Source organism: Pseudomonas sp. Pseusp97 (assembly GCF_047304025.1).
Classification (GTDB): Bacteria; Pseudomonadota; Gammaproteobacteria; order Pseudomonadales; family Pseudomonadaceae; genus Pseudomonas.
Genome location: NZ_JBGLYK010000562.1, coordinates 1 through 259 on the forward strand (window position 1 = coordinate 1; position 259 = coordinate 259).

Consider the following 259-nt stretch of genomic DNA (forward strand, 5'->3'; position numbering starts at 1 on the left):
GCCTTGCGCAACATCGCGTGGTCGGGTTTTGCGCGCCAGCGGCGCCGGTCGCGCATGTGCTCGATGGCGATTACCTGCTCGAACAGACGCTCGATACGAAGTTGCGCCAGCACCGCGCGCGCGTACGCTTCGGGCGCATTGGTCAGCACGATCTTGCGGCCCGGCAGCGCCGCGACGAGACGCGCCACGCCGCGCTCGTGGCGGACCATAGAGCCGAGATCGGGGAACGTGTGCACGACCTTCAGGAAGTCGCTCGCGT

The 259-nt window shown here is 68.0% G+C and carries 1 protein-coding gene; it reads right to left on the minus strand.

Annotated elements, in window-relative coordinates; genetic code table 11:
• On the minus strand, positions 1–259 hold a 259-nt coding region (locus tag ACCC94_RS30350), incomplete at both ends, for a hypothetical protein (protein ID WP_413353253.1).